General features: G+C 56.9%; 5 protein-coding genes. All 5 read right to left on the bottom strand.

The window, feature by feature from the left end; genetic code table 11:
• Positions 1–8 precede the first annotated feature (8 nt).
• On the bottom strand, positions 9–821 hold the full coding sequence (locus tag AC27IT_RS00685) for a transglutaminase family protein (protein WP_007786671.1): 813 nt from the start codon (positions 819–821) through the stop codon (positions 9–11).
• Positions 814–11316 (bottom strand): amino acid adenylation domain-containing protein, encoded by a 10503-nt coding sequence (locus AC27IT_RS00690; RefSeq protein ID WP_487091471.1) that lies wholly within the window; start codon positions 11314–11316, stop codon positions 814–816. The genes AC27IT_RS00685 and AC27IT_RS00690 overlap by 8 nt, the downstream gene beginning before the upstream one ends.
• A 7-nt stretch (positions 11317–11323) precedes the next feature.
• Positions 11324–13963, bottom strand: a complete 2640-nt coding sequence (locus AC27IT_RS00695) for a non-ribosomal peptide synthetase (RefSeq protein ID WP_487091473.1) — start codon at positions 13961–13963, stop codon at positions 11324–11326.
• Positions 13964–13991: 28 nt separating this feature from the next.
• The gene (locus AC27IT_RS00700; protein WP_487091475.1) at positions 13992–20639 is read right to left on the bottom strand and encodes an SDR family NAD(P)-dependent oxidoreductase; all 6648 of its coding nucleotides are present in this window, start codon (positions 20637–20639) and stop codon (positions 13992–13994) included.
• Positions 20640–20744: 105 nt separating this feature from the next.
• Positions 20745–22340, bottom strand: a complete 1596-nt coding sequence (locus AC27IT_RS00705; protein ID WP_283857807.1) for a BtrH N-terminal domain-containing protein — start codon at positions 22338–22340, stop codon at positions 20745–20747.
• Positions 22341–22377 lie beyond the last annotated feature (37 nt).

A 22377-nucleotide genomic window follows, 5' to 3' on the forward strand; every position in this document is an offset into this window, starting at 1 on the left:
CAACTGCCCTATCCTTTGAAATGCAGGAAGTCATGCTCGGAAAACAACGCTTGCAGTTGTGCGTAATTTTCATCGGGGTCTTGCAAATAGAGAGCAATCTCATCGAGCAGTTGCAGTTCTTCCCAGTCCAGGTCGTCCATCTCTTTTTGGCAAAGCGGAGGATAGTCCCAGTAGCCCAGCTCGTTTCCGAGAACGGCGTTTAAGTCGTAGCACAGGTTGTTGCGGATGTAGTGCATGCCCCACGATTTTTTCACCCCGAAAAGCTGTGGGTTGATTTCTTTGTCCCGAGCCATCAGCCATGCATCGCCCGCCAGCAGGAACTCGTCGCCGCAAATGTCAACAAGCTCCCAATCGGGGTCGACCCGAATCCACCGTTTTTCGGCTTGTTCCCACACTTCGCAAATCCAGTGATCGATGTATTTTTGGCCGTTCTCGGACAAATAGCTGGCGAATCCGACGCGGCTGCGCACCGGGATGCCCCGGGAGCGCAGCATGGAAATGAGCAGTAACGAATGGAAGCGGCAAGAAATGAGCAGCCGCTCGCTTGGCAGGCGGTCGTAGGTGAGGCCGTCTGCGTTGCGTTCGACCAGCGCGTCGAGCATGTCTGCGACCGTGTAAAATTTCTCGTCTTCATTTCGCGTATAGTCGGTCAGCGCATGCCTCACTTTTTTTATCATCGTGGGATGGATCAATTGGCACTTGATTAATCGGCACAGCTCTGGCAGGCCTTGGGGCAACTCGTAAAAGAGATAGCCGTATTCGCCGGGATCGGTGTTGGGAGTAAACGTCGTATAAAATTGCAGCAGTTCGGCTTTAGTCACTTTCGGAGTTCCTCCTTCTTTTGGCGTTTCTTTGCTTGATCCGTTCTCTTCCCTGGTTGCGGGCGTTGATCGTCTCCTCCTGCCCTTCGTCTGGCAGGTCGTGGTTGTCCGCTGTCAAATACGCGGCAAGCGCGTTGATGTTGGCGTGCTCAAACATGGCAAGAATCGGGATTTCCCTGGCAAACACGTCTTTCAGCCTGCTGTGAATCATTCCGATCTGCAGCGAATGAATGCCCAGCTCAAAAAAGTTGTCGAACACGCCCACATGGTCCATCTGCAAAACCTCCTGGAACAGAGCGACGATTCGCGCCTCCGCTTCATTGCGCGGGGCGACGTATGCCGTTCCGTTACCCGCGCCAGTCGGCTTTTGCTTCAACAGGGCTTGTACATCTACTTTTCCGTTGGCCGTCAGCGGCAGTTGCCCCACGACGATAAAATGATACGGTATCATGTAATCCGGCAAGGCTTTGGCCAGCCTTGTCCTGATCTCGCTGACAAAACGGTCCCGCTCTTGCGGTTCGTTTTCCGGCACGAGATACGCATACAACCGCTTGTCTGTATCGCCCGCCACCAGTACAACCGCATTTCGCACCGTCTCGATTTGCAGCAGCCGCGCTTCTATCTCTCCTAATTCAATTCTATATCCACCAATTTTTACCTGCTGATCCTTTCTGCCCAAAAATTCCATCTGCCCGTGGCGGTGCAGTACGCCGTAATCCCCAGTCCTGTAGATGTACCCGAGCTGCGGATGGTGGACAAAGGATCGCGCGGTCTTCTCATCGTCATGCAAATAGCCGTCCGCAACGCCGCGTCCTCCGATGTACAGCTCGCCCGGTACGGCAATCGGGCAAAGCTCTCTCTGCGAGTTGAGCACGTAAAACTGCTGGTTGGCTAATGGCTTCCCGTAAAAAATGCTTTTCCAATCAGCGCCTACCTCTTCAATCGGATAGTAAATCGACCAGATCGACGCCTCGGTAGCGCCGCCCAGGCTGATGACTTCAGCCGCAGGGAAGCGCTCGCGGATCGCATGCGGCAGCGTAAGCGGAATCCAGTCACCACTCAGCATGACCAGGCGAAGCTGCTCATCTTTCTGCTCGCCGCCCCGCTCGTTTTTTTCCGCGACCACGCGATCCATAATCGCCGGGACGGAGTTCCAGATCGTAATGTTTTTCGCTGTAATCGTCTCGGCAAGCTCGGTCATGTTCTTTTGGTCCTTGACCAGCACGAGCGTCGCCCCTGCGGCAAACGCGCCAAAAATGTCGTAGACGGACAAATCGAAGCAGAGCGACGATACGCCCAGCAGGCGATCCCGGGCGGTAACCTGAAACTTTTGATTGATATCCTGAATCGTATTGCATGCGGCTTCGTGCCGAATCATGACTCCTTTTGGATTGCCCGTGCTTCCCGAGGTGTAGATCACGTAGGCGAGCTGCTCCGGCTGCACCGCGACAGCCTCGCGCTTGTCCGCAGCATGTTCCAGCCCGTTTCGCTCGTAAAAGTCAGGCGCTATGACGAGCTTGCAGCGGCTGTGCCCGCGGATGTAGTCGACGCGCTCCGCCGGATAGTCGGGATCAATCGGCACGTAGGCAGCGCCGCTTTTTAAAATCGCTAACAAATAGACGAAGGTAGTTATTTCCCGTTTGGCAATGACGCCAATCAAGTCTCTCGGACCGACGCCGCAGTCCTGCAAGAAGCTGGCGACTTTATTGGCGCGCTCGTTCAGCGCCTGGTACGTGATCTGCTGCTCGCCATCCTCAATCGCGACGGCAAAAGGCGTTTGCGCCACCGTTTCCTCAAACAGCCCGTGCAGCGTTTTGCTCGGAATCTCCACGGCCGTATCGTTGTACGCATCAATCGCGGCTCGGTCACTGGCGGACACCGCTGGCAGCTCCAACTCGGCCTCGTCGTTCAAAATCGTATCAATCCGGGCCAGGTACTGGGCAAACATCGTGTCAATCACGACAGGGTCGAACAACTCGCTGATGTAGTCCCAGTTGATGACGATGTTCCCGTCGAGCAGCGCCACCTGATTGTCCAAATAAACTTGCGAAGTTTGCGTGATCCCTTTTGTATCGTTCTCCTGTTCCGATATGCGCTGCTCGTCGTCTGCCGCTTGCTGCTGGACAACATCTTCGTTTTCAAACAAGGCGCTCGTAAATACGATCGGCATCAACGCTTTGTTGCCCAGTTCCCGCTGCTTGCCGATTTCTCGCATCACATCAATCCCGTCAAAATGACGGTGCGCCAAAGCTTCCATCAGCGCTTGCTGTACGTTGCCCGCCTTCTGCCAAAACGTATCCGCCGGACCTAGCCGCACCTCGACCAGCACAACAGAGGTAAAGTCGCCGACGAGCTTTTCCACATCCGGGTGCAGCGGCAGCCGATTGAACAAGGTCAAGTTGAGACTAAAGGCGAGCTGATTGCTCCAGTTCGCCAGCACTTCCGCATACGCCGCGCACAACACGGCCGAAGGGGTCAAATTGCGCTTCTGGGCGGCCTTTTTCAAGGCAGGCCAGCTTTGTTTGGCGTATCGCTTCGACTTTCTTTGAAAGTACGGGTTTTGGACGCGGGACGGCTGCACCAGCAACGGAATTTCCGGGGCCAGCGGAAAATCGGGCAGCTTCGCCAGCCAATATTCCTTGTCTTGCTGATACAGCTTGCTGTTTTTCAGCCGCTCATAGCCGATCATATAATCCCGGAAGGAAATCGCTAGATCGTCCTGCTCGTCCGTCTTGCCTGCGTAAAGCGCTTGCAGCTCTTTCCCTAAAATTTCCATGCTGTACGCATCCATTATGAGCAGATCGAAGCTGATGGCCAATAAACTTTTCTGCTCCGTCAAGCGAAACGCTTTGATTTCAAAAAGCGGCCATTGCTCCGGACGGAACGTCGCGTGGGACATCCGCTCCCGTTCGTTTGCGATGATCGCAGCCTGCTCATCCGCTTCGCATCCTTGCAAATCGCGAATTTCGATTGCGTACTCGGGGATCTCGGCCAAAATCTGCTGGCGGGCATCCGGCAAAAAAATCGTGCGCAGCGCGGGGTGCCTGCGAATCAACACATTCAAGCAATCGTTCAGGCGCGGGATATCGAGTGTAGTGACAACCTCCTGATACGAGTGCGTCGAGACTCCGCCCAGCTCGAAGCGGCTGCTTCTGCCCAAATAATAGGCCATTTGCACATTCGTTAACGGAAACGGTTCATGCAACCGGCTTGGCTCCGGTGTCAGCGCTGGCAAGTCCGCCTCGCGCTCTTCCTGGATCGCGGCGCGAATCCATTCCGCAATCGCCTCGATCGTTTGCAGTTCAATAAAGTCTTTAAACGGCATGGCGCATGAAAAATGGCGGTTGATTTCATACACGAGCTGCATCACCTGAATCGAGTTTCCGCCCAACTCAAAAAACTTGCCGCGAACGCTTATCGACTCGCGCCGCAATCCTTTGCGCCAAATGTCATACAGCTTCGCTTCCACCTCGTCGCCCGGGCCGACCAGCTCCTGGTGCGCTTCTGCCACCTCGGTTACGGCAGGCAGCGACTTCCGGTCGATTTTGCCGTTGATGGTGAGCGGAATTTGCGCAAGCCGCATGAAAAATGGCGGGATCATATATTCCGGCAGTTGTTTGCGCAAATAATCGCGCAGTTCCTGGTTCGGTACGGCATCTGCCGAAGTATAGTAAGCGACAAGCAAAGGTTCGCGCAAAGTGTCCTGCTGGACATGCACCACCGCTTTTTCGATGGCGGGATGGGCCTCGAGCTGGTTTTCGATTTCGCTTTGCTCGATCCGGTAGCCGCGTATTTTCACCTGAAAATCGGTTCGTCCCAAATATTCGAGCAAGCCTTCGCGCGTCCACCTCGCCATGTCTCCGGTCGCGTACATTTTTTCGCCAGGCCGAAACGGGTTGTCGATAAACTTCTCGCTTGTCAGCTCCGGTTTGTGCAAATACCCTCGGGCCAAGCCGTGCCCGCCGATATACAGCAGGCCAGGGACGCCGACAGGCTGCGGCACCAGCTCCTGATCGAGCACGTAGACCTGGGTATTTTTCAGCGGTCTGCCGATGGCGACAGGCTCGCTGTCTGTCACTTGCTGAAGCGTGGACCAAATGGTCGTTTCGGTCGGACCGTACAGGTTGTACACCCGTCCCGCCGGCAACAGTCGCACGGCTTCGTCTGCCAGCGCTTGCGGCAACGCTTCGCCGCCGATCAGCAAGTAGCGCAAGCGGCTCAACTGCCCGGCCAACTCCGGCTCCGCGAGCAACAGCTTCAAGCGCGACGGCGTCGTTTGCAGCACGGTAATTTCCTCGCGCCGGACCAGGCTTGCCAGCATGCGCACATCTCGCTGGCAGTCCTCATCGGCAATGACCACCTGCTGCCCCGCCAACAGCGGCAAGATGCTCTCCAGCCAGAAAATATCGAAAGAAATGGTCGTCAACGACAAAAACTTTTCTTTTTCGCCAAAAGACAGCACTTCCGTCATGCCGAAAAGGAAATTCAGCAAGGCGCGGTGCTCGATCAAAATTCCTTTGGGAAATCCGGTCGTGCCCGAGGTGTACATGCAGTACGCCACATCGGTGCTGCTGTTTTGCAAAGGCAGCCTTGCTTGAGGCTGCGCCGATATGCGGGAATCGCGCATGTCAACAACCTGTCGCTCGCCTGCTGCCTCTACGGTTGTATTGGTCAAAATGACCTGGACACGGCTGTCGTCCAGCATGTAGGCGATCCGGTTGGCTGGCAAGCCCGGATCGACAGGCAAGTACGCAGCGCCTGCTTTTCCGATCGCCAATAGTCCGGCGATCATGTCACACGAACGGGTGGCAATGAGGGCGACGACCTGGTCTGGTCCGACGCCATGCGACTTGAGCGCATGGGCGAGCTGGTTGGCCCGCGCATCCAGTTCGCGGTACGTCATGGTTTGCTGTTGGAACGTCACCGCAGGCTCGTCCGCGTGCTTGTCGGCGATCGCTGCAAAACGCTCATGCACCAGCAACTGCTGCGGATATTCCCCTGCCGTCTGATTGAACCCGGTGACGAGCAGCGCAAGCTCCGCGGCATCGAGCAAGGAAAGCTGGCTGATTTTTTGCTCTGGCTCTGCGAGGACGTCTTGCACGAGTTTTCGGAAATAGCGGATGAAGCGGGCGATTGTTTCTTTTGTAAACAGGTCGGTTGCGTACTCTACGGTAAAAAACAGCTCGCCTTCCCGCTCCTCGCCGTCCAGCGTCAAATCAAAGCGGGCGGTGTTTGTTGCAAACGGATACGGCTCCATTTCCAGCCCGGCAGACGGCATAGCCTTACCGCTCTTTTGACGGCTGACATTTTGAAACGCGAACATGACGTCAAACAGCGGATTACGCCCAAAGTCCCGGGGCAGCGCAAGCTCGCTGACAAGCTCCTCAAACGGATAGTCCTGGTGCTCCAAAGCGTGGGACATGTTCCGTTTGATCGCGTGCAACAGCTCGGCGAAGGTCATGTCCTTGCGCACGGTGCTTCGCAGCGGAAGCGTTTGGACGAACATGCCGATCACCTGTTGCAGATCGCTGTGATTCCGCCCCGAAGTCGGAATCCCGACGACGATTTCCTCCTGATGGCTCAGCTTTGCCAGCAAAACGTTCCACACCGCAAGCAAAACCATGTACAGCGTCGCTTCCTGGCTCGCGGCCATGCGCTTGATCGCGTCCGACTCGCTTCGCGGGATAGAAAACAACTCCATGCTTCCACGGTACGTTTTGTAGGGCGGGCGGGCAAAGTCCGTCGGCAAATCGAGCAGCGGAATTTCGCCGGAAAACATCCCCGTCCAATATGCGCGATCAGCCTGATGGCCGGCAAGCGCTGTCTTTTCCTGCTGCCACTCTGCGTAATCTTTGTATTGCACAGACAACGAGGGCAGTCCCGTCGCCTGTCCATCCTGCTGGTACAAGGCCGTAAACTCGTCAATCAGAATCGCGTTCGATGTGCCGTCTGTGATGATGTGATGAATGTTGAAGACCAGGAGGTGGCTTTGCTCGCTTTCCTTGAAAATGCCTACGTTCCATACCGGAGCGACGGAAAGATCAAATGGCTGGATCCACGCTGCGATGTGCGCATCGTTGACTGGTTCGTCGACTTCCCGGTAGTCAGGCGTATACGAAAACGGCTCGTGGATGACTTGCAAAAGCTCCCCGTCGATGCGCTGGAACGAGGTGCGCAAGCTTTCGTGCCTGCCAATCAGCGTGTTCAGGCAATGCTCCAATTTTTCGCGGGAAAGCGGTCCTTTCACACGCAGCGCAATCACATTATTGTACTGCTTGTTCTCTTCCTCCATTTGGCTGAGAAAATAGAGCCGCTTTTGCCCGGAAGTCAACGGATACCCGGCTTTTTCTTTCGCCTTTGGAATTTGCGAGAAGTCCGTCCAGTCCGCCCCGCGGATAAAGCGGGCGATGTCGCCAATCGTCGGCTTGTTGAAAAAGGTCGGCAGCGGCAGCTTGACATCCAGCTTTTTATAAAGCAGCGCAATCATCGTGATCGCTTTCAGCGAGTCTCCGCCCAGCGCGAAGAAGTCCTCATCCGTGCCTTTCGCGGCGATTCCCAATACGCTCTGCCATACGTCCGCGATGATCTGCGCAAGCTCCGCTTCGGACAACGCGGCGCGGTTGATCGTGGCGGGTGCCAGCTCGGCCTGCGCCGCGACTGCCGCTTCTTTTTCTAGGATAAAATCTTCGCTGAGCTGATTGCTTTCTGCCATGAGCGCGGGAAGGTCAAGCACAGAGACGATGGCCCGGTGAAACTGGTTTTCCACCATATAGCGCAGCACTTCTACCCCTTGCTGCGGCGAGATGGCCTCTTCGGCGAATTGCCGCTCGTTGACTTGCCGATTCATGCTCCGGTTTTTTTCCATCGCGGTGACGGACATTCCTACCTCGGCCCAGTCGTTCCAGTTGATCGAGGCTGTGTAGCCGCGCCGTTTTTGCATCCGATACGCGGCGAAAGCGTCCAAAAACTCATTTGCTGCGTTGTAGCCGACTTGCCCGAATTTGCGTCCGTAAATGTAGTTGCCGATGGAAGAAAACAGGATGAAGAAATCGAGTGTGCGCTCTGCAAACAGCGTATCCAGCACGATGGTTCCTTGCACTTTCGGCCGCAGGATCGGGTCGGTCATGTCTTTTGTCCTTCGTTGGATCACCCCTGCGTAGTCGGGAACTCCCGCCGTATGCAGGACGCCGGTAATCGGCCCAAACCGCGCCTCTGCTTCACGAATCACCTTTTGCATAGCGGAATAATCGGAAATATCCACGCTGTAAACGTCGATCATCGCCCCGGCTTGTTCCAGCGACAGGATCGTGCGAATTTTGCCAGACAGGGGATGATCGGGCTTGTCCATGAGCCATTGCTGCCACTCTGCTCGCGGCGGGAACGCAGAGCGTCCGACCAGGACGAGCCGCGCCTGATACTGCTTCGCCAAATATTTGGTCAAGGCGAAGCCCATGCCGCCCAATCCGCCGGTAATCAGGCAGACCAGCTTTTGTTTGAGCAGCGGCAGTTTTTCCGGCTGTTTCACGAAGACAGGCTCGCGAACCGCTTCGATCCACCTGCTTTTGCCACGGTACGCCACTTGCCTGTGCACAAAATCAAACTGATATTCCCGGAGCAGACTCGCCGCCAACACCACATGGCTATCCGCCTGCCTGTCTCCCTCGGGAAGCTGGATGTCGACCGTGCAAACTTTGCTGTTCGGATACTCGTAAGGAATGATTTTGCTTGCCCCGAGCACGAGTCCTTTCAGCGGACAGATCGGCTCGTCCTGGGTAACGGCATACAGCCCGTTCGTCACAATTTGCAGCCGGATCTCTTTGTTGCCCGCTTTGCTTCCGATGTACCGGGCAATCTGCAGCAGGTTGTAAAAAAACTGTTGCTGGCTTGGTTCGACGACCGCAAGCTCCGGCTCGACCGGAGGCGTCACCGTCCACAGGTAGCAGATGCAATCCGGCACGGCCTGCAAATCGTCGAGCAAGCGGTCCAGCTCGTCTGGATGCTGCGGATTCAGCTTATAGCGGTCTGGCGCCACCTGTTGAAAGCACTCGGCCTGCTCGACTGCGATCGTTTTGCTGCCGCGCGCTTTCAGCTCGCTCGCCAACGCTTCGCCCAAGCCAGCCTGATCGTTGAAAATGAGCCAGGTTGCCTCGCTGGAAACGGCTTTTTCCATATACGTCGGCAGCGCAGCGCTTTCCCAGACGGGCACGTAAAACCATTCGCGGATGTCGTCCCTTCTGTGCGCCGCGCTGCTCTTCCGGAAGGGAGGGCGGCTTTCGAGCTGCCCGAAGTTGAACAGGCTCGGATCCACAGGAAATTCCTGCGCGTCGAAGGCGTAGGTCGGCAAGGAGACGCGATTCCGTTTTTCGTGCTCATAATAGGCAGTCCAGTCAACTTCCTGCCCGTGTAGCCAAAGCGTCCCCAATACTTCCAGGAGGGCGTAGGCATGAATACGCTCCAGGCAGAGCTGGTGACGATGCGCGGCGACTTGCTCCCCCGCCTTTGCCGGGCCAAAAATCAGGCAAAGCGCGCCCGGATGGGAAACAGGGCGATGGCTCGCTGCGGCGGTGAAGCTGTCGAGGCGCTGCTGATCCACGAGCGCGCGAATCGCATCGGCAAAAGCAAGGCGCCCTTCCAGGCACTCGACAACCAGGTTGCCCGTTCCGCATCCCCACAGGCTTTGCGGTTTTACGCCCCATTCCCGGAACCGGTTGGCGATGGCGTAGTAGAGGGCAAAGCGCAACGCTAGTCCGTGCTTTGGCTGGCAAAGCTGCTCGGCGATAGACACGGCCGCCTGTTCAGCCGTTTGCGCGTTCAACAGACGCAGCGCTTGCGCCATCACCTGCTGGACGGACGGCTCTTCCCGGCACAGCTTGGCGATTTCGGCAAGCTCGCCCTCCTCCCAGCTTTGTTCGGCGAAGTCCGGGAACACAAAGGCGACGGACGGCTTTTCCTCGGCGAGCACAGCGTCGGAAAAGCGGAGCGGCTGGGCCAGCGTCCGGTTGCAAAGCGCGATTGCTCGATACGCAAAAGGCTTTCGTCCCACCTGCAGCGAATAGGCAACATCTTCAAGACGTGCATCTGGATGAGCATGCCAATATTCCTCAACATTTTGCTTATATCGCTCCAGGGCTTGCTCTGTTTTGGCCGAAAGCACAATCAGTTGCCATTCCCGCCCGGCGCTTGCTTCCCGCGCGGCTGGCGCTTCTTCGATAATCACATGGGCGTTCGTGCCCCCGATCCCAAACGCGCTGATTCCGGCGCGCAGCGGCCCGCGCGTTTTTTCCCAGTCCGTCAGCTTGTCGTTGATGTAAAAGCCTTTTCCGATCACATCCAGATGCGGATTCGGACTTTGAAAATGCAGCGACGGCGGAAGCTGGCGATGCTGGATCGCCAGCACCGCCTTGATGAAGGAAGCGATTCCCGCCGCGCTGTCCAAATGCCCGATGTTCGTCTTGACCGAGCCAAGCGCGCACGCGTGCTTCTGCGCAGGCTGATAGGCCAGCTCCAGCGCCTCCAGCTCAATCGGGTCGCCAAGCGGTGTCCCCGTCCCATGGCACTCGATGTAAGCGACGCTCTCTGGCGCTACCTCCGCTACTTTGAGCGCCGTGCGGATCACTTCCGCCTGTCCGAGCGTGCTCGGGGCGGTAAAACCGCTTTTTTGCATCCCGTCGTTGTTGACAGCGGAACCTTTGATGACGGCGTAAATCTGGTCCCGATCGTCAATGGCGTCCTGCAGCCGCTTCAAGACGACGACGCCTGCCCCATCTCCGCCGACGATGCCTTGTCCGTTCGCGTCAAACGCCTTGCATTTGCCGTCTGGCGACAAAATCATTCCTTCCTGATAGACATACCCGCTTTTCCCCGGCGACGTGACGGTAACCCCGCCGGCCAATGCCAGGTCGCACTCGCCGTTCAAAAGCGACTGGGCCGCCATGTGCACAGCGACAAGCGAAGTCGAGCAAGCGGTGTAGATCGTCAGGGCAGGGCCTTTCAAGTTCAATTTATGCGCGATGCGCAAACTCAAATAGTCTTTGTCCACAAGCTGCGTGGCCGCCCAGTGGCCGATGGCCTCGCTTTTGCCCGACAGGCCCGTCAGCGCTTCCCACATATGGTTCGGGGACGCGCCTGCGAACAGGCCGATCAGCTTTTGCTCTACCTGTGCGGCATAGCCCGCATCCTCCAATGCTTCCCAGATGCACTCGTGAAACACTTTCATTTGCGGGTCCATCAGCTCGGCTTCCAGTGGCGTATAATCAAAAAAACGGGCATCGAAGCGGCTCCCGCTCTCCAGATACCCTTTTGCCTTGACGTATTCGGCGCTTTTGACTGCCTGCGGGTCTACCCCCGCCTCGATGAGCTCGGCTTCGGAAAAAGTCTGGATGGAGTGCACGCCGTTTTTCAAGTTCTCCCAGTACGCCGCGATTGTGCCTGCCCCCGGAAACCTGCCCGCCAGGCCGATGACGGCAACTTCCAACCCATTGTATTCGTGTCCCATATCATCCCTACTTTTTTAACAGACGTAATTTTTGCATTCGGGCTTTTTTCCCCTCTTCGATCGAGTCGAGCCGGGCGTCGGTTTGCAGCTTCCGGGCTGTCCCCTCTGCTTCCAGCACGCCTGCCAGCATGCTGATCGTCGGATACGTAAACAGCGTCACCACCGTCACCTCTCGCTCCAGCCGCTCTGTCAGCTCCTTGCTGATCTTGAGCACGTCGAACGAAGTCCCGCCCAAATCAAAAATGGTGGAGTGAATGCCGAGCGAATCGGTCTTGAGCACCTTGTGCCACACTTCGGCGATCTGTTTTTCCAGCTCGCTGCCCGGTTGCACCGCGTCGCGCTTGCCGCTCTGCTTGAACTCCATCTGAAGCAATTGGCTGTCGTCCACTTTGCCGTTGATCGTCAACGGTATGTTTTCCAGCAAAAAGAGAAAGGACGGAATCATGTAGTCGGCGACGCGCGTTTGCATGTATTGCCTGATTTCCACCGGATCGAACCGTTCGGCCTGTCCTTCCTTCATCACCACGTAGGCGCAAAGCACTTTGCTGTTTTCCTCGATTTCCCGCGCCATAACGACGGCCTCCTGAATGCCCGGCATCGTCAGCAGGTGGGCGCGCACTTCATCCAGCTCAATGCGATACCCGCGAATTTTCACCTGCTTGTCGCGGCGCCCGATGTACTCCACTTCTCCGTCGGGCAAGTACCTGCCCAAGTCGCCGGAGCGGTAAAGCCGCTGCATCCGGCCGCCAATCTGGCAGAGCTGAAACCGCTCTTTTGTCAATTCGGGTTTGTTCAAATAGCCACGCGCGACTCCTTCGCCGCCGATGCAAATTTCCCCGACGACACCGATGGGCACGACGTCCCCTTGCCTGTTCAAAATGTGCAAGTGAACGGTGGAAAAAGGAACGCCGATCCGCTTGTCATTCGAGCGAATCTGCTCCGCGGTTATTTCCTTGTACGTCGTATGGACCGTCGTCTCTGTGATGCCGTACATGTTGATGAGCTTCGTATCGGGATATTTGTCGTGCCACGCCGCAAGCTTGGCAGGCAAGAGCGGCTCTCCGCCAAAAATGACGTAGCGCAAGCAAAGGGCTGAATCAGGCTGTTTTCGTTCTTCTTCGATAAACTGGTAAAAAGAGGAAGGTGTCTGGTTCCAGACCGTCACCTGCTCGGCTCGCAACCGCTGCACCAGTTGCCGATAATCCCGCTTCAGCAAGTTCGGCAGCACCACAAGCTTGCCTCCGTGCAGTAAAGCTCCGAATATTTCCCAAACGGAAAAATCGAAGCCGAACGAGTGAAACAGTACCCACGTGTCGTCGCAAGTAAAAGCAAAGCGGTTGTTCTCGTGAAAAAACAGCCGGACTACATTTTTGTGTTCGATCATAACGCCTTTAGGGTTGCCTGTCGTTCCCGACGTGTAAATAATGTAAGCCAACTGGTTCGGCTGATGGATCGGCTCCAGATTGGCGGTCGAATAATCGTGCAGCCGTTCGTCGTCGACGTAGATCACGTGAGCAAAGCCGTCGACCCCGGCTTGCGCAATTTGCGTCACCAGATAGGCCGCCTGGCTGTCTATTTGCATATACGCCACTCTGTGCGCAGGAAGATCCGGGTCGATCGGCAAATACGCGCCGCCCGCCTTCAAAACGGCGACAATCGCCACGATCATGTCCACGGATGGCGGCAGCAGCACGGCGACAATCGTTTCGGCGGTCACTCCCCGCTCGCGTAAACAATGCGCCAGTCGATTCGCTTTTTGATTGAGCTGTTCATACGACAGCCGTTCTTGTTCATACACGACAGCAGCGTGCTGCGGATGAGCTTGCACCGCTTGCTCAAAAAGCGAGGAAATCGTCGCCGCTTCCGGAAACCGCGCCGCCGTCTGATTGATCCGCGCGAGAAGCTCCTGCTCCTGCGCGGTGAGGATCGAAAGCTCACAGAGCGGCACGCGCGGATTGTCGAGGGAATGTTCCAACAACAGCGCAAACTGCTCCACCAGTCTTGCGATCTGCGCTTGTTCGCAGAGCGAAGCATGGTAGTGGACACGAAGGCTCAGCGCCTCGTGCTGCCTGTCAAAAGCGAAAATGAGCCGGGACGAAGCTCGCTCCAGGTACGACAGCTCCTGAATGTTCGCCAACATGACGGAGACATCCAAAAAATCCGCTGGCTGCTGCGCATTTTTCAAGATCAGCTCAATCGGATAGTTTTGATGCGCGATCGCCTCGGAAACGGTTTGCCTGACGCTCGTCATCACGTCAAGCAGCCGCATTTCGTTCGTGAGCGGAATCCGGATCGGCAGCACGGTATTGATAAACTCTTCCTCCGCTTGCTGGCGGTAGATGCTCGTGCCGAGCACGATATCCGTCTGTCCCGTATGCTTCATCAGCAACACCGCCGTATAGGCCAATAGCAACACGTGCAATCTGGCGTCGGAGCGGTTGCTGATTTGCACCAGCCGACTGGCGCAATCCGTCGGGAGGAAACATTCAACCGTCTCCATGCCTAGCGCGCCCGCTGCCCGCTCGCGCCCGCCGTCAAAAAAACGGCTTTTCTCTGCTGCGCCCGCGAGCTTGTTTTGCCAATACTCGTATTCTTGTTTAAACACGTCATTCAAATACGACACGTTCGTATAGAAATGACCTCCCATGCGCTACCACCCCTATGCTCTCGATTGCTCAAAAGGCAAAATCGTCTCCGTCATCCAGCAGCGCTACTGCTGCTGCTTTGGCCAGTCCTGTATCCAAAACGATGTCTTTGACCCGCACGTCCGGGTTGTCGGCCACTTGCTTGGCAATGGCGAGAAAATGTTCGCTCATCGTCTGGATTGTTTTACGCGTAAACAAATCGGTCGAATATTCCATGCGCAGTTCGATGCTGCTGTCGTAGTCGTACACCCACAAAGTCAGGTCGAATTTCGAGGAAGGGTTGCGGAACGGGTACGATTTCAGCGTAAGCCCCTTCATCGTCACTTCGGCAGGCTTGAAATCCGGCAGCACGAGCATGACCGTAAACAGCGGATGGGCGCTAAGCTGATGAGTCAATCCGAGTTGCTCCACCAAAATCTCAAACTGCACGTCCTGATTCTCGAACAACTGCAAGCTGTTTGCTTTTACTTCGCTGACGTAATCGCCAAACGCAACGTCTGGCGCAAGCCGCGAATAAAACGGCAGCACATTCGCGAACATCCCGACCATTTTTGCGAGATCCGCGTGATTTCTTCCGGCGAGACTCGCTCCGATGACGACTTCCTCTTGCCCCGTATATTTGTGCAGCAAGACGTGGAAGATCGCGAGCATGTTCATAAACAAGGTGGTCGTGCTGCGCTTCATCGCTTCTTTCAGCTTGGCGGTCGTCTCTTTTTCCAAATGGAACGGATAAATGTCGCCGCGATAGCTCAGCACAGACGGGCGGGGGAAATCAGTCGGGAGAAGGACTTCCGGCAGCTTCCCCGACAGTTGCATAAGCCAGTATGCGGTTTGCTTGTCGTAGTCTCCGCGCTGAATCCGTTCGTTTTGCCACGCGACAAAATCGACATATTCCAGTGTGACGGGGTCAAGCGCTTCCGGCTCGTCATTGTAGAAATGGATCAACTCGTTTTGCAAAATCGCAACCGAGATATTGTCGGCAACGATATGGTGAATGTCGAACAGCCATACATATTTTTGCGCGGCGTATCGGACGACCTTTACCCGCATCAGGGGCGGCTGCCGCAAGTCAAAAGGCTGCATAAACTGCCGAACTGTCTGCTGTACGTCCGCTTCGGCCAGCTCTCTGTACTCCACTTGAAAATCGACCTCGTCGGCAATGCGCTGCACCATCTCCCCCTCGATGACGTCAAAGCCCGTACGCAAAATGGCGTGCCGACGAATGACCTGCCTAAAGGCGGCTTGCAGCCTGTCCAGGTCGAAATCCCCTTCCATGTAGGTGATTTCCGGAATGTTGTACGCGACGTTATCCGGCTGGACTTGCTGCTGAAAATAGAGCCGCTTTTGCGCCGACGACAACGGGTAGTACGCTTGCGGCGCAGCTTTTGGAATCGCCGTGTACGCTTGTTCGTCATCGTGCATATCTGCCATGTAGCGGGCCAGATTCTCGACGGTCGTTGACTGGAAGAAGACCGCGATCGGAATTTTGATGCTGCTGGCCTGGTACAGCCGCTCGGCAACCGTCAACACTTTCAGCGAGTCTCCGCCAAGCTCAAAAAAGTCGTCGTCGCGGGCAATGCGCTCGTGGCCCAGGATCGCCTGCCAAATGTCCGCGATCAGCTTTTCCGCTTCCGCAAGCGACAGGCTCGGCTTGCTGGCATTCTGCGGCTCATCAGCAGATTGTCCGCCGCTTTCGGCCAATGCGCTCACCCGCTGGCGCTTGTACGCCAAAAGCCGCGCAGGCAAATCGACGGTCGAGACGAGTAGCTGGCTGTAACTGGCGGCGAGCGCCGTATCGAGCAGCCGCAGTCCTTCCTCCACCGTCAAAGACGGGGCTGGAGTGGCGAGCGCCACCTCATCCTCTGCCTGTAAAGAAGCCGTTTTCGCCTGCAACTGCGGCTGCTCGATCCCCGCGCTGTCCCTGTCCGGCTGTTGTGCCGAGACGGCCGCCACCTGGTAGCCTTCGATTTCCACGATCCCCCGTCCCTGTTCATCCATAATCGTCAGGTCGAACTCGACGATTTTGCTGTCCGGCGAAGCGGCTGTCCGCAAGCGAATATGACTGTACACGTTTTCCGGCACGCTGCCGTGAATGGCAATGCTTTTGTAGGCAAACGGTACGTATGGGCCGCCAGCCGTTTCCGCCCGATTCATGTAAACGAGCGCCACGTCGATGATCGCCGGATGAAAACGATAGGTGGCGGTATCGTCCGCAAATTCCGCTGGCAGTTCAATCTGCGACAGCCCTTGCTGTGCGGTAAATCTTCCCCGGCGATAGCTGTTCCAGCGCGGCCCGTACGTAAACTGGCTGTCGCGCAGGCTGTTGTAGTCGCTTGGGCCGTACTCGCTTTGAGCGCAGCCAGCGCGAATGGCCGCGAGCTGATAGTCCCGCGTCTCGCTCTGTCCCGCGCCTACATAGCCGCGAGCATGGATAGTCCAGTTGCCGTTTGCTGCGTCCGTGCGGCTTTCCACAGTAAACCGATAGCCTTTGTCATCCGGCAACAGCACCGTTCGCACATGCACAGCGGCATCGTCGGCAACAAGAAGCGGCGCCAAAAAGAACACGTCCTGAAGCCGCAAACCGGTTGCCAGCTCGGGATGGAGCGCTTCGTAGGCGGCGCAGGCCATTTCCACGTAGCAAGTTCCCGGCAGCACGGCCCTGTCTCCTACCCGATGCTCGGCCAATATCCAGTCTCGGCTCGCCTGAAAATGAGACAAAAACGTCGTGCGCCCTTTGTTTTCTTGCACGACATACCGGAAAAACGGGTGCTCCGACGGACGGTACGAAATGCCGGGAAGCGCGGAGCTGTCCGGCCGAAATGCCGATGAGAGGCTGGCCATTCCGGTGTTTTCCCACGCATCCCAGTTGATCGCCTGGGTGAACACGCCCTGTCTCGTATTGGTCAGGGCAAATGCGTCCAAAAAGGCATTCGCCGCGCTGTACGCTACTTGCGCAGGCGGAGCGATGACCGAGCTTAACGAGGAAAAGAGCAGCAAAAAGTCGATAGAGGGCGCCCATTGCTCGATCGCTTTTTGCAAGGCGACCGTTCCGTACACTTTTGTCGCAAACACAGCCTCGTCCAGTTCGCTCGTTCTGCGCTGGATGACCGCCCCGTCGGGAACGCCCGCGATATGGATGACGCCGTCGATTGACGCATGCTCCTCCACGATCTGGCTGAAAATGCGCAACACTTGCGCTTCATCGGCAATATTGGCCTGATGCAAGCAAAGCTGCTTCGCGGAAGCCTGCAATTCCCGCAGTAGCGCAATTTTTTGGCTAAGCGGATCGTCCTCGCCGTGGAGCGTGCGCCACAAGTCCCATTCCGCTTCCGGCAAAAAGTGCGAGCGGTTGATGAGGACGAGCGTCGCGTGGTACTTTTCCGCCAAAAATTTGGCTACATGCAACCCGATCGCGCCCAGGCCCCCGGTAATGACGTAAACTCCCCCGTGCTTGAGGCGCTGCGAAGCCGTGGAAGCAGAGGCAGGCAGATGAACCTGCTTGAAGGCAGGCTCCCAGATGTACGCATGGCGGACGGCAAGAAGGTCAGCGAAGTCCTCCCCGCCGTCGGACTGTTGCAACAGCAGGCCGCCGACGCGCTCACTCTCGCGGCGGTCGGCGTCGATCAGCCTGCACGTCATGTTTTCGTACTCTTTCGGAATGACACGTACCGGACCGAGCAATGTCGCTTTGGCGGGTTCGACCGCCTCGTCTCCAATCACTTCAAACACGTCGCTCGCGACGATATCGACCGCAATCGTTTGCTGGAGCCGAAGCTGTCCGATGGCTCGCGCCAGGTTCAACAAGGTGTGGTATCCGAGCCGATTCCATTGCTGTGCCGCCCGCTTGGGGCTAGTAGCGTCCGCCTGCTGGCCGTAGCACCAGAAATGCACGATCTTCAGCGGCTTGTCTGCGGGAAGCGCCAGCGTTTCCAACAGCTTGACCAGATCGTCGCGATCGTCCGGGTTTACCGTATAGGCGGCTTCCTTCTGCGCGAAGCCCTCGCCTGCTTCGACGCTGACGACGGCGTGGCCCGCGGCCTCGATTTGCGCGATCCAGCGGATGACGGCAGCGTCTTGGGTAGCGAACACGAGAAAAAGACAAGGCGCAAGCTCCCGTGCAGCCTCGCCGCCGTCTGAGCGCGTCCACGACGGAATGTACAGCCAGTCTTCGCTGTTCTGCTTGACGGTCGCGCCGTCTGCTTGCGGATGAACCTGAGCGCGCGCTTGACCTTGCAGCAGATGAGTCAGTTGTTTGAGCTGCTCGGCGTCTACCCCGTAATTTTTGCGCGTAAACGGATACGTAGGAAGCGAGACGCGCGCTTGGCTAAGATGCTTGTTCAACTCGGCCCATTTGATCGGGCAGCCTTTTGACCAAAAGTGGCCGATCGCTTCGAGAAGGCGCTGCTCGATATCGGCCGGGCCTGCTACGAGAGACAGCACGCCGGACGCGCTATCGGCTTCCGCCGCTGTCCGCACGTCCCCGGCAGCTTTTTTCGCTCGGCCAAACCGTAGCTGTTCCATCCCGTCGGCTGCTTCTTGCCAGGCCCCAAGTGTCTCGCTTTCTGCCTCGCCTTGTCCGAGGCGGTTCACCCAGTAGTCCGGGATCGTCACTTCGCGGGAAACCGTTTTCCCCGCCGCGCAGGACACGACCGGAACAGACGGCAACGAGAGCTGGACGGAGCGAAAAGCGTCAAACAACTCGGCCTGGAGAGCTTCCAGCAAGAACAGATCGCCTTCGCTTCCGCTCAGTTCTTCCAGGAGCTCTCCCCTTTTTTCCACAAGCGTCAGCGCCTCTTCTACGGAGAAGACACCGGCGAGACAAGCAGCCACATACTCGCCGCTGCCCGCTCCCGCGACTGCAGCGGGCTGTACTCCGATGCGCTGCAACCATTTGGCTGCGGCCAGTTGGAACAGAAAGGACATGATCTGCCCGCGCGCAGAGAAAGCATCGAGCAACTGCGCGCCAGCAGTCCCCACTGCCTCGCTTGCCTGCTGCAGCAGCGCTGCAAATTCGTCCCGGCAATACGCGCTCTGCAAGCCCGCTCGGTACAGCAAAGCCGCTTCCTCTGCGCCCAGCTCGGAGAACACAAACGCAATCGGCGGGACCGCCTTTTTCGCCAGCCCAAAAGCTTGCGGCCTGTTTTGCGCAAGAGCGGCGCAAGCATCTGCCATGGCGCTGCAGGCCACATAGCGCCGATAGGAAAAAGGCGCCCTGCCTATTTGCAGCGTGTAGGCGATATCGGCAAGGTCGGCACCCGGATGCTGCTTGACAAAAGCTACAAAGTCGTCCGTCGCACGCTCCAGCTCTGCTTCGCTCTTTGCGGAAAATACGAGCAGCCTGCTCTCCTGCGTCCGGGACCGCGAGCTGCCGCTCGCGGGCGCTTCTTCCAGCACGACGTGCGCATTCGTTCCGCCCACGCCAAACGAGCTGACCCCTGCTCGCAACGGGCCTTCAGGCCGGACCCACGCTGTCGCCTGATCTACCAGAAAAAAGGGCGTATTTTCCAGCTCGAGGTTTTGATTCGGCCTGGAAACGTGCAAGGTAGGCGGCAAGCATTTGTTGTCGAGTGCGAGCACCGTCTTTATCAATCCGGCGATCCCCGCCGCACTGTCCAGGTGCCCGATATTGGTTTTGACGGAGCCAAGCCCGCAGTAATTTTTTCTTCCTGTCTGAAAAGCGCGAGTCAGCGCTTTGACTTCGATCGGATCGCCCAACGCTGTCCCGGTTCCGTGCGCCTCGACATAGCCGATCGTCGCCGGGTCTACGCTCGCTACCCGATGAGCGGCACGAATCACCTCCACCTGCCCGTCTACGCTTGGAGCGGTGTACCCGACTTTGCGGTTGCCATCGTTATTGATCGCGCTTCCTTTAATGACCGCGTATATGTGGTCGCGATCGCGCAAGGCATCGTCCAGACGCTTCAAAATCACCAGTCCGATCCCGTTGCCCACCACCGTTCCGCTGGACTCGGCATCAAAGGCGCGGCAATGGCCATCGGATGACAAAATCATCCCATCCTGATAGACATACCCGTTTTTTAGCGGACTCGTAACGGAGACGCCGCCAGCTACTGCGAGATCGCATTCCCCGCTGAGCACGCCCTGGCAGGCTACGTGCACGGCGACCAATGACGTGGAGCACGCCGTGAACAGCGTATAGCTCGGCCCTGTCAGATGCAGCTTATAGGACACTCTCGTGCTCATCAAATCTTTGTCGTTCAGGTGGGCGATTTCAAACTCCTCGGCTCCGTTGTGCGTGCCTACAAACATGGACAGCGCCTCCCAGCGAAAATGAGGGCGCCCTCCGACGTAGACGCCGACAGCGTCATCGGTCGTACCTGGCGGATAACCCGCGTCCTCCAGCGCTTTCCACGTATGCTCGTGCAGCAAGCGGGTCTGCGGGTCCATATATTGGGCTTCGTTCGGGGTGTAGCCAAAAAAGTTGTTGTCAAAATAGTCGCTCTCTTCCAGGTGACCTTTGGCGTTGACGAAGTTTTTCGCTTTGTACGCCTCTGCCGCTACGCCCGCTTCTTCCAGTTCTTTTTCTGAAAAAAAGGAGATGCTCTCCACACCGTTTTTCACATTATGAAAAAATTGCTCGAGATTTTTCGCGCCCGGAAAAGCGCCCGACATCCCGATGATGGCGACTTCCAAGCCTGTTTTTGCGTTCTCGTTCATGGTTCCCCTCCTTTGCTCCCGGTTTTTTGTTCCTCGCGGCTCCCCGGCGGCAGGCAAACGCGACGAGGCTTGTCTGTCCAGGAGAGTCGGTTATGCAAGCGATGCTTATCCTTTTGCCATCAAGGTCATGGCAAATATATGTATGTTGGGGCAATCCGGCAACTTGATGCGCTGCAGCTTTCGGCTCTGGTTCAAATAGTATTGCTGCACCAGCAGCCTGACCGGAAAATCAAGCCGTTCCACCCGGCCCTCTCGGCGTACCGCGCCTTTTCCTACCCATGCCGTCGTTTCCCCGAAAATCGGTTCCATGCACCAGTCGGTAAACTGGAGCGGAATGTAGCTGACGGCGTTGTCTTCGTAGCCCATTTCGATGCGCTCCGTGTAGCTCCCGCACTCTGAGCAGCCCAGGATCAACAGGCTCGCATAGTGGCCTTCCGGGATGGGCAGCTCTTGCCCGGCGCAGGAAATATTGTCGTTTTGCGGTTCCGCAAGCGCAGGCAAAGAAAACGGCACCCCGTTTACATGCCATAGCGGCTGATCTGGCATATCCTCCAGCAAAAATACTTCGCCCATCAGCGTCAAGTCGGCGGGGCACGCAGGATCGGCCAAGCGGCTGAAGCCTTTGTTATTGCAATGAGCGGACAGGTCGACGAATGTCATCTGGCTGTAGTCGGCCCCGGCTTTCGCCTGCTCGCGCCTGTCTGCCACTCGATAATCGGGCGGCCTCTCTGCGCAAATGTTTTGCAACTGGTTGGCCACTTTTTCCTCCAGTTCGGCAACCGTCCGGATTTTATTCGCCGCTCGCTGAATCAGCGCGCTGTCGCCCGATTGGTAGTACGCTTTCGTCAGCATCGACAGCACCGTGCTCCATTGAGCCGCCGAGTAGGACAAGTCGTGAATCAACGGAGCAAGGCTGTCTACGTCGTACCGGTCGCTCACGTACTCTAAGGCGGTTGCAAAATGTTTGCGGCCGTTGCTGATCGCGTGCAAAACGGACAGCAACGGCGACATCCACACTTGCGGCGCTTCGGCAAACTCGCCGGCGACGGTTGGCAACTGCTGCAAAACATCGGCAAATTCTCTCATCTGCGCGAAGGCGTGCTGCTCGTGCTCTCGATACAGCGTCTGCTTCAACGCATACAGGATCGTCTGTTTCCAGCAGAAAACTTGCTCGCTATCCGGCAGCTTGCGAAACAGCGCGATCCCTCTGCACTCGTGGCGAAAACAATCTGCTATCGCAATCGTTACGTTTTGCCGTTCGTAAAAGCAGTCCACCAGCGTATAACGCTGATTGGCCTTGTCTTCGCCTACGATCAGGCACGTATGAAGCGAATGGTATTTCTGATAGCCGTGGCTCCACGGGCAGTAATAGGAATCCAGATCAATGGCGACCGGCCTTGATGCTTGCAGCTCGCTCTCCACCAAAGCGACCGTGTCCTGCCAGGATGCATTCCCTTTCACCACGATTTCGATGCCGTGCAAGTGCTTGAGCAAGTTCAACATGTCTCCGATTCCTGGTGTAATGCTCTGGTACAGCTTCCCTGTTCGCTGCCATTGCGTGCGGTCAAAAGTAAATCCCCACGATTCCAAAAACATCAAGGCGTAATCGCGCTTCCACCAGGTGGCGACGGAAACGATGGTGTCCTCCTTGCAGTTTCGCGAATCGTGGTGGATGGGATGGATAGCTAAGAGTGCGTTCACAGTTAATCACCTTTTTGGTTAATGGGGAAATGGACCA

Source organism: Brevibacillus sp. YAE8, assembly GCF_057543335.1.